Source organism: Streptomyces sp. NPDC059455 (genome assembly GCF_042750115.1).
Classification (GTDB): Bacteria; Actinomycetota; Actinomycetes; order Streptomycetales; family Streptomycetaceae; genus Streptomyces; species Streptomyces endocoffeicus.
Genome location: NZ_JBHYVB010000087.1, coordinates 34,018 through 43,221 on the forward strand (window position 1 = coordinate 34,018; position 9,204 = coordinate 43,221).

The window sequence follows — 9,204 nt, forward strand, 5'->3', positions numbered from 1 at the left end:
TGGGCCCCCCCGCGCGCTCTGTGTAGGGGGGGGGTGGGGTAAACCCTCTACCCCCCCCCCGCCCCCCCGCGCGGGGGGCGCCCGCGGCCGGCTCGCCGCTGGCCGAGCTCATGTCAACGCTGCACATCATGGCCGAGCCCGACCACCACCCCGAGGCCCAGCGCTGGACGCGGCGGCTCGGGACGGCGCTCGCCCCCTCCCTCGCCGATGAGATGAGCGCCCTGTCCCCGCTGTGGGCCCGGCTCCGCTGCCGGCTGCTGTTCCCGCTGGAGCTCCCGCTGGACCAGCCCTTCGAGGACGAGCTGCGCCATCTGGAGAGGCTGCCGCTCGAGGAGTTCGTGGGCCTGTGCTCCCAAGGGGTGCTCGGCTTCCGCGAGGCCGTGCCCCCGGCCAGAAGCCTGCTCACCGACCCCGAGGCCGCCGAGCGCTATGTGGAGCAGTGCGAGCGGCGCTCCTTCCGGCGGGGCGAGCTGGCCCATGACCTGGTGGCCTCGCCCGAGGGGCTGCGCGACCGGCTCCTGTGCTTCCTGGACTCCTGCGCCGAGGCGTTCTTCGCCTCCGAGTGGCGCACGGTCCGCGACCGGCTGGAGTCGGCCGCCGCCCGGGTCCGTGCCGATATCCGGCGGCGCGGTCTGGCCGAGGTGCTGGCCGGGCTCAGCCCCACCGCGGTGGTCTCCCGCGGCGGCTCGCGGGTGCGCTACGACAAGCTGGCCGTCGCCGAGATCGAGATCGGCCCGCGCCCGCTGTTCCTGCTCCCCTCCGTCCATGTCTGGCCGCATCTGACGGTCAAGGACGAGGAGCGCCATCCCGTGGTGCTCCAGTTCGCCGCCCAGGAGGACAGGACGCCCGAGCAGCTGACCCAGGCCGAGCTGCGGGCCCGGATGTCCGCGCTGGCGTCCCTGGGCCGGATGGAGCTGTGCCGCCATCTGCTGGGCGAGCCCATCACCACCTCCGAACTGGCCCAGCGGCTGGGGCTCGCCGATACGCAGGTCTCCCGCACCCTGCGCCAGCTCAGGGACGCCGGGCTCATCGAGTCCGAGCGCGATGGCAAGTACGTCTACCACCGGCTGGCCACCAGCACCCTGCTCCGGCTGGGGCAGGACGTGCTGACGACCATCATGCGGTGACGGCCGTACGCCGACCGCCCGTCAGCCCGGCTGGGTCCACAGCAGCACCGCCGAGGGGTGGTCCGCGTCCATGTGGACGCGGTTGGTCGCCACCACCTTGCGGCGGCTCACCGCCTCCGGCACCCCCGTGTTGGAGTTGACGTCGAACCGGGGGAAGTCGCTCGAGGAGATGTCCACGCGCAGCCGGTGCCCGGCCTCGAAGCGGTTGGCCGTGTCCGGGGCCGGGATCTCGATCTCGTAGACCTCGCCCGGCTCCAGCGGCTCCGGGCGTTCGAAGGACTTGTGGAAGCGGCAGCGGAAGATGCCCTCGGTGAGGTTCATCGCGAAGCCGTGCGGATAGTCCTCGTTGGGCGGATGCACATCGACCAGCTTCACCGTGAAGTCGGTGTCCGGCGCGGACGAGGAGATGAACAGCCGCGCGGTGACCGGCCCGGCCACCACCAGCGGCTCCTCCAGTGGCGGGGTGGCCAGCGAGATCACATCGGGCCGGGAGTTCAGCGGCAGATACGGCGGGTGGGCACCGTAGAACCGCTCGTCCGGCACCTGGTCGAAGGCGCCGCCGACCATCACCGGCTCGCCCGAGGTGACCTGGCCGCCGAGCGTGGGCACCGGGTCGTTCGGGTCGAAGTCGTACTCCACCCAGGCCCGTGCCGCCGTCGGCCGCTCCCGGCCCAACTCGCCCGAGGCGTGGCAGTAGTACGTGGTCTCCCGGGTCCCGGCCGGGGGCCACTGGGTGTCGGTGTGCCACCGGCCGCCGTGCCGCATCCGCCCGGTCTCGTCCCGCCGGCCGTCCCCGCCGCCCATGAGGAAGTACTGGACCCGCGGGATCGACTCCGGGTCGCCGCCCCCCAGCACCGCGTCGAACCACCGCTGCCGGAAGGACAGATACGAGGTGTCCACATTGCCGCTGAGGGTCGCGGCGGGCCCGAAGTCCACATCGCCGGCGAAGGTGACACAGCGCAGCCCGTGCTTCCACGGCCCCATCACCAGATACGCCGGGGACCGCTTGAGCCGGCCCATGGCGGTGAAGTTCTCGATGGTGGAGCGGACATACGGGTCGTACCAGCTCGACATGTGCAGCGTCGGCACATCCGGGAAGCGGTCGTAGTGGCCGCGCCCGTAGATGGCCGGCTGGCGCCAGTACGCCCCGAAGGCGTCATGCCGCCACTGGTCCAGCAGATAGCGCTCGTAACTGTCCACCTGGCGCAGCGGTGAGACACCGGTCCGCCACGGCAGCACGGTGAACCAGTCGCGCAGATCCGTCCCCGCGAACGCCTTGCGCACCAGCGGGTCCCGCTCCGCCTCCGGGCTCTCCTCACCGTGCCGGAAGGCCCAGGTGATCTGCTTGAGCTCGAAGGCGCCGCCCATCCGCATCCCGGCCTCGTAGGCGCTGGCGAAGCCGCCGGAGTCCATGAACATCGCGGACAGCCCGGCGGGGGACTCGGCCGCGGCGGCCGTCTGGGCGTGGGCCGAGTAGGACACGCCCATCATGGCCACCCGGCCGTCGCACCAGGGCTGGGCGGCGATCCAGTCGATGGTGTCCGCCCCGTCCGGCCCCTCGCCGAGGTACTTCACGAAGCTGCCCTCGGAGTCCCCGCGGCCCCGGCAGTCCTGCCGTACCACGTGATACCCGGCGCGGACGAAGAACGCCGAGGTCTCCTCGGGCGTCGGCACCGGCTCGTCGTGGCGGCTGCGGTCGGAGTCGCGGATCTGCCGGCGGCCGTAGGGGGTTCGCTCCAGGATGACCGGGCGGGGTCCCGGCCGCTCCTGGTCGGTGAAGAGATCGGCGGCCAGGACGATCCCGTCCCGCATCGGGACGCGCAGGGTGCGTCGCCACACCCGCTCGTCCAGCGGGCGGGCGGGCTCCTCCCGGGCCGCCCGCCCTCTGCCGCCGGTCGTTTCGGTCTGACTGGTTCGTGCCATGGAAGATCTCACTGGGTCTGGGATTGCTTGGAGCCGTTGAGGGCGATCTGGTCCCGGGTGACGGTGGACAGCGGCAGCCCCCACTGGCCGAAGAGCTTGGCGTAGGTGCCCGATTCGTACAGCTTCCGCAGCCCCTTGACGATCACGGGCGCGAGCCCGGAGTCCTTCTTGGCCTGGATGCCGTAGATGGCCGTCGCGGCGGGCAGGTCCAGCATGTCCTTCAGCTCGAGCGTCTCGAAGCGGTCGTGCGAGTTCTGGCTCACCGAGGTGTTGGAGGCGCTGGGCGCGGCCACCGCCTCCACCCGCTGGCTCTGCAGCGCCAGCGAGGCGGCGGGCAGATCGGTGTAGAGCTTCACGTCCACCGACGGCTTGCCCTTCGCGGCACAGCGCTTGTTCTGCGCCGCGAGCACGTTCTGCGTTCCGGCGCCCTTCTCGACGCCGACCTTGTGGCCGCAGACCCCGAGGCCGTTCTTGGGGCGGAAGGAGTCGTCCTTGAGCACCATCATCGTCACACTGCTCTGCGCGAAGTCGGCGAAGTCCACCTCCTTCTGGCGCTCGGTGAAGTCACCGGAGGGCGCGCTGAGGTCGATCCGGCCGGACTTGAGCCCCGGGATGACCGCGTCGAAGTTGGTCCGCTCCATCTTGATCTTTATGTCGAGCAACGAGGAGAGCTGTGCGGCCAGTTCGGGGACCAGTCCGGTGATCTTCCCATCGGACTCGAAGGTGACGTACGGCGCGTACTCGCTGACGCCCATGATCAGCGTCTTCTTGGTGTACGCCTGGGGCACCTCGGCGGCCAGCGCGCTGTCCTTGGGCTCGGGGGCGAGCGTGACCGCGGGACGGCTCTTGCTGTCCTTGCCGTCCTCGGGGGTGTCGTCCACCGAACAGGCCGACAGGCCGAGGGTCAGACAGGCCAGCAGGGCGCATGCGGCGACATGGGGACGGTTGCGCATGGGTGCTCCATTCCGGAGAGGTGGGGGGTGGCGGATGCGGAAGAACGGGGCCGGTCAGCGGCCCCAGACGGTCTCGGCGACGCGCCGTACGTTGCCCCCGGCCAGCTTGGCCACGTCCGCTTCGGAGTAGCCGCGGTCGAACAGCCACCGGATCATGTTGCCGACGGCCTCCGCGGGGTTCTCACAGCCCCGTACGTACTCGACCTCCTCGTGCGGCGGCAGTTCGGGGGCCTTGCCGTCGTGCGCGTCGTCCTTGCCGAAGAGCGGGGCGAACGTCCGGTGCCAGGCCGTGTGATCGCCGAAGTTGGTGTCCGGCCCGAAGGCCACATGGTCGATGCCGACCAGATCGATACAGCGCTCGATGTGCTCCATCACCGAGTCCAGATCGTGCCGGGGGTGCCGGGCGGTGACGGTCGTGTGCGGCGCCGCCTCGACGCCGATGAACCCGCCGGACCCGGCACAGGCCCGGATCACATCGTCGGGCTTCATCCGCGGGGTCGGCCACAGCGCCCGGGACCCGGCATGGGTGATCACCACGGGGGCGGTGGAGCGGCGCACGGCGTCCAGGGCCGTAGCGTCCCCGCTGTGCGAGACATCGACGATGATCCCGAGGTCGTTCATCCGGCGCAGCGCCCGGCGGCCGAGCAGGGTCAGACCGGTGTCCCCGGCGTCGGCGAGCCCCGAACCCAGCTGGTTGCTCTCGCTGTAGACCAGGCCGAGCAGCCGCACACCCAGGCCGTAGAGCAGATCGAGCCGGTCGACGTCATTGCCGATGGGGGAGGCGGACTCCAGGGTCAGCACCACCCCCACCTGGTGGCCGGCCCGCGCCCGGTCGGCGTCCTCGAGGGTGCGGACGGGCGCCACCAGCCGCTGACGGGCGAGATCCGCCTGGCGCATGGCCAGATCGCTGACCGCGTCGTCCCAGTCCCAGGGGGCATGGGAGCGGATCATGCTCACCGCGGCCGGGCCGCCGTCGAAGAACAGGTCCACCCCCGAGTGGGCGATGCCCTCGTAGGGGATCGACTCCCGGCCCTGGCGGCGGTACGCGGCGAAGTCGCCGGGATCCGCCGGGCGCAGTGAGAGGTGGTCATGGGCGGAGATCACCGGATGGCGCTCCTCGAAGTCCCGCGCGCGGACCTCGACGTCCTGGCTCCACTCCAGCGCGGCCCCGGGGACCCGTCCGAGCGCGGGGGCCAGCTCGAAGGCGCGGTAGTCCTCCCCGGGCTCCAGATACTGGTACGAGCGGTAGGAGTCCCACAGCTCCAGGCGCCGGGCGGTCTTGGCGGGCAGGGGGAGTTCGGTGCTCATGAGGTGACCTTCGACAGGAACGTACGGGTGCGGTCGTGCGTGGGAGCGCGCAGCAGCTGCTCGGGAGCACCCTCCTCGACGATCCTGCCGTCGTCCATGAAGACGATCCGGTCAGCGATATCGGCGGCAAAGCGCATTTCGTGCGTGACGACGACCAGCGTCATGCCGTCGCGGGCCAGGTCCCTGATGACGTTCAGGACCTCCTGCACCATCTCGGGGTCCAGGGCGGAGGTCGGCTCGTCGAAGAGCATCACCTTGGGGCGCATCGCCAGGGCGCGGGCGATGGCCACCCGCTGCTGCTGGCCGCCGGAGAGCTTGTCCGGATAGCCGTCCAGCTTGTGGGCGAGCCCCACCCGGGTCATCAGCTCCACGGCCCGAGCGTCGGCCGCGGCCTTGGAGAGCCCGAGCACTCGGCGCGGGGCCTCCACGATGTTCTCGCGGGCGGTGAGGTGTGGGAACAGATTGAAGCTCTGGAACACCATGCCCATCGCCGAGCGCTGGGCGGCCAGCTCCCGGGCGCCGAGATCATGCAGGGTACGTCCGCGCAGCTGATAGCCGATTACGCTGCCGTCGACCACCACCACGCCCTGATCGGGCACTTCGAGGTGGTTGACACAGCGCAGCAGTGTGCTCTTCCCGGATCCGGAGGGACCGATCAGGCAGACCGTCTCACCTCGGTGGATATCCAGGGAGATGCCGTGCAGCACCTCGGTGCCGCGGAACGACTTACGGATCCCGCGCAGGGAGACGATGGCCTGCGATTCCATTTGCGATGCCGCGGTCATACCGAGTGCTCGATCCTCTTCGCTTTCCCGGCCTTGTCGGCCGAAATCAGGGTGTGTCGTCCCAGACGTCGTTCCAGGCGCTGCTGAAGAAGAGTAATGGCGCCAGTGATGATCATGTACCAAATGGCGGCCACGATCAACAGTGGAACGGTCTGGAAGTTCTTGGCGTAAATCAGCTGGACCGAGTAGAGCAGGTCGGCCAGGGTGATCACGCTGACCAGGGAGGTGGCCTTGAGGAGAGATATCAGCTCATTTCCCATCGGGGGGACGATCACCCGCAACGCCTGGGGGAGGGTGATGCGGAAGAAGATCTGAGCCGGCGTCAATCCCAGTGCGGACGCCGCCTGACGCTGTCCATCGGGCACGGCCAGCAGCCCGGACCGGATCAACTCCGCGATGTAGGCGGTCTCGTGGAGGGTCAGACCGATGATCGCGGCGGTCAGCGGGCCGATGACGCTGTTCGAATCGAAGGTGACGAAACGCGGCCCCCAGGGAATGCCGAGGGACAGCGTCGGAAAAAGGGCCGCGAGATTGTACCAGAAAAGCAGCTGCACCAGCATCGGAATGCTGCGGAAAACCCAGATGAAGGCGGCCGCGACATTGGACATGAGCCGGGAGTCGCCCATGCGCATCAGCGCGACCACGGTGCCGCAAACCAAAGAGAGCACCATTGTCACCGCGGTCATTCCAATACTGACCCCGATGCCCTTCATCACCCGGATCTCGAAGAAGTATTTGCCGACGGTTTCCCACTCGAAACGAGGGTTGGTGAATATCGTGGTGACCGCCATCGCGGCCAGTACCAGCACGATCGCATTGGCCACCAGAAGTCCGGGACGCCGTCGCTTCACGCGTTTGAGCACGGACGGCTCGGGTAGTGCATCGACGTTCAGGACTTTGGTCATGGTGTGCCTTCGGACGGTTGGGTCGCGGCAGAATTACCGCATCCTAAAACCGCACCCACGGGAGCCCGGCAACAGTTGACACAGAACGGTCAACCGTAAACGCGGGAATGCGTCCATCCGCCCGGAGCGGCCGGGCGGGCGGACGGACGCGGGTTGGCGGAGGGCGCTCCGCCGGGCTACAGCCCCTTTTCGAACGGGAGCGGGCCGATGGTCTCCGGATCGGCCGCGACATCGAACAGCGGGGTGTAGCCGGTGGCCAGATACAGCCCGCGCGCCTCCGGCTGGCGGGGCCCGGTGGTGAGGTGGATCCGGCGGTAGCCGCGCTCGGCGGCCGACCGCTCCAGCTCCGTCACCACCCGGCGGGCCAGCCCGCGCCGCCGGTGGCCCGAGTGCGTCCAGATCCGCTTGAGCTCGGCGGTCCGCTCGTCGTACCGCCGGTACGCGCCCCCGGCGACCGGCTCACCGCCCTCCAGCAGCAGAAGCAGCTCCCCGTGCGGCGGGGCGAACTCCTCGGCCGGATAGCGGTTCAGCTCACTGTCGGCCGCCCTGCCGTAGCGGGTGGAGTACTCATGCGCCAGCTCGCGCAGCAGCGGCTCGACCCGCGGGTCGTCCACGGTCACCCGGACCACCGTCAGCCGGGGCTGAGGCTGCGGCTCGGCCACGGAGGTCATCGGCGCACCGCCACGAGGGACCGCGGGCCCCGGGCCGCGCGCTCGGCGTCCCGCTTGGCGACCTCTTCGCGGACGATCGGGATCACATGGCGGCCGAAGTCGATCGCGTCACCCAGCAGGTCGTAGCCGCGCGCGGAGAGGATGTCCACGCCCAGGTCGTAGTAGTCCAGCAGCGCCTGCGCCACCGTCTCCGGCGTGCCCACCAGGGCGTTGGAGTTGCCCGCGCCACCGGTGGCGGCGGCGGTCGGGGTCCACAGCGCCCGGTCGTAGCGCTCGCCCGCCTCGGCGATCGAGATCAGCCGCTGTGAACCGGCGTTCTGCGGAGACGCGGCTTCCGGGGTGCCCCAGTGGTGGTGGCGCACGGTCGTCGCCTCGCCCCGCTCCTTACGGGCGCGGATGGCGTCCACCGTGCGGTGCGCCTTCTCCCAGGCCAGCTCCTCGGTCGGGGCGATGATCGGCCGGAACGCCACCTGGATCCTCGGCACATCGCTCCGCCCGGCCGCGGCGGCGGCCGCCTTCACCGCCGCGATCTGCTCGGCGGTCCGCTCCAGCGGCTCCCCCCACAGGCAGTAGATGTCGGCCTCGGCCCCGCCGGCCGCGTAGGCCGCGGGGGAGGAGCCGCCGAAGGAGATCCCCGGCCGCGGCTGCTGGACCGGGAAGACATCGCTGACGAAGTCGTGGAAGCGGTAGTGCTCGCCCTCGTGGTCGAAGGGCTCATGGGTGGTCCAGATCTTCTTGACGATCTGTATGTACTCGCGGGTGCGCGCGTAGCGCTCGTCCTTGGTGAGGGTGTCGCCCTCACGCCGCTGCTCATGGTCGTTGCCGCCGGTGATGAAGTGCACCGTCAGCCGGCCGTCGCTGATCTGGTCGAGCGTGGCGAACGTCTTGGCGGCGTACGTCGGATAGGAGACGTTGGGCCGGTGGGCCAGCAGGATCCGGAGCCGGTCCAGCCTGGCGGCGATGTACGCGGCGGCGGGCGCGGGATCGGGCGAGCCGGAGCCGTAGGCGAACAGCACCCGGTCCCAGCCGTGGTCCTCATGGGCCCGGGCGAGCCGCAGGGTGTACTCCTTGTCGAAGGCCGCGCCGGAGCGCGGCCCGGTCTCGGAGCCGTCGTTGGTGGCGGCGATGCCGAGGAACTCCACGGGCATGGGGTGACCTTTCGGAAGGCGAGGAAGCCGAGGAAGGCGAGGAAGGCGAGGAAGGCGAGAAAGCGGGAAGCGCCACGGACCCGGAAAGCGGCACTGGCCTACCGGGGGTGATGGCGCGTCAGGCGCGGGAAGCGTCGGGCGAGTGGCCCGGGATCAGAGGAGGGCGGCCGGTCGGACGGCCCGCTGCCGGGTCAGCCGGAACAGGAGGCGGACCACACCCGACCGAAGTCGATGTGGTCGCGGGTGACCAGGGGCAGCTCAGTCCTCACTCGCATCATTCAGCACCTCAGCGGCGCGTTCCGTCAACCGCTGTCCACATGATGACCCCGTATGCGCCCTGTCACCACAAAGCCGCCCGTATCCCCCGCCGCCGTGGGGCGGGGG

Annotated in this window: 8 protein-coding genes; 1 reads left to right on the plus strand and 7 read right to left on the minus strand. The window is 70.2% G+C overall.

The genetic code is table 11. From position 1 onward, the window contains the following. The first annotated feature begins 98 nt into the window (after positions 1-98). On the plus strand, positions 99-1,127 hold the full coding sequence (locus tag ACFXB5_RS28015; protein WP_385212650.1) for a DUF5937 family protein: 1,029 nt from the start codon (positions 99-101) through the stop codon (positions 1,125-1,127). A gap of 21 nt (positions 1,128-1,148) precedes the next feature. Here the strand turns inward: ACFXB5_RS28015 and ACFXB5_RS28020 are convergent, their stop codons facing one another. The 7 genes from ACFXB5_RS28020 to ACFXB5_RS28050 all read right to left on the minus strand — a co-directional run bounded on the left by ACFXB5_RS28020 (position 1,149) and on the right by ACFXB5_RS28050 (position 8,820). Next, positions 1,149-3,050 (minus strand): CocE/NonD family hydrolase, encoded by a 1,902-nt coding sequence (locus tag ACFXB5_RS28020; protein WP_385212636.1) that lies wholly within the window; start codon positions 3,048-3,050, stop codon positions 1,149-1,151. A gap of 8 nt (positions 3,051-3,058) precedes the next feature. Further along, complete coding sequence (locus ACFXB5_RS28025; RefSeq protein WP_385212637.1) at positions 3,059-4,003, minus strand: transporter substrate-binding domain-containing protein; 945 nt, start codon at positions 4,001-4,003, stop codon at positions 3,059-3,061. Between the two features lie 54 nt (positions 4,004-4,057). Continuing rightward, entirely contained in the window at positions 4,058-5,311 is a 1,254-nt protein-coding gene (locus ACFXB5_RS28030; RefSeq protein ID WP_385212639.1) for a dipeptidase, read from the minus strand. Next, positions 5,308-6,096: an amino acid ABC transporter ATP-binding protein gene (locus tag ACFXB5_RS28035; RefSeq protein WP_385212641.1), complete on the minus strand. Its 789-nt coding sequence runs from the start codon at positions 6,094-6,096 to the stop codon at positions 5,308-5,310. Before ACFXB5_RS28035 ends, ACFXB5_RS28030 begins: the two co-directional genes overlap by 4 nt. Further along, a complete protein-coding gene (locus ACFXB5_RS28040; RefSeq protein ID WP_385212643.1) occupies positions 6,093-7,001 on the minus strand; it encodes an amino acid ABC transporter permease in 909 nt (302 codons plus the stop codon). The genes ACFXB5_RS28035 and ACFXB5_RS28040 overlap by 4 nt, the downstream gene beginning before the upstream one ends. A gap of 176 nt (positions 7,002-7,177) precedes the next feature. After that, the gene (locus tag ACFXB5_RS28045; protein ID WP_385212644.1) at positions 7,178-7,672 is read right to left on the minus strand and encodes a GNAT family N-acetyltransferase; all 495 of its coding nucleotides are present in this window, start codon (positions 7,670-7,672) and stop codon (positions 7,178-7,180) included. After that, the gene (locus tag ACFXB5_RS28050) at positions 7,669-8,820 is read right to left on the minus strand and encodes an LLM class flavin-dependent oxidoreductase (RefSeq protein WP_385212646.1); all 1,152 of its coding nucleotides are present in this window, start codon (positions 8,818-8,820) and stop codon (positions 7,669-7,671) included. Before ACFXB5_RS28050 ends, ACFXB5_RS28045 begins: the two co-directional genes overlap by 4 nt. Between the last annotated feature and the right edge of the window lie 384 nt (positions 8,821-9,204).

What these genes read in the sequence shown, in the direction of transcription:
- ACFXB5_RS28020 (WP_385212636.1), bottom strand. Translation starts at nt 3,050, where the DNA reads ATGGCACGAACCAGTCAGACCGAAACGACCGGCGGCAGAGGGCGGGCG.
- ACFXB5_RS28025 (WP_385212637.1), bottom strand. Translation starts at nt 4,003, where the DNA reads ATGCGCAACCGTCCCCATGTCGCCGCATGCGCCCTGCTGGCCTGTCTG.
- ACFXB5_RS28030 (WP_385212639.1), bottom strand. Translation starts at nt 5,311, where the DNA reads ATGAGCACCGAACTCCCCCTGCCCGCCAAGACCGCCCGGCGCCTGGAG.
- ACFXB5_RS28035 (WP_385212641.1), bottom strand. Translation starts at nt 6,096, where the DNA reads ATGACCGCGGCATCGCAAATGGAATCGCAGGCCATCGTCTCCCTGCGC.
- ACFXB5_RS28040 (WP_385212643.1), bottom strand. Translation starts at nt 7,001, where the DNA reads ATGACCAAAGTCCTGAACGTCGATGCACTACCCGAGCCGTCCGTGCTC.
- ACFXB5_RS28045 (WP_385212644.1), bottom strand. Translation starts at nt 7,672, where the DNA reads ATGACCTCCGTGGCCGAGCCGCAGCCTCAGCCCCGGCTGACGGTGGTC.
- ACFXB5_RS28050 (WP_385212646.1), bottom strand. Translation starts at nt 8,820, where the DNA reads ATGCCCGTGGAGTTCCTCGGCATCGCCGCCACCAACGACGGCTCCGAG.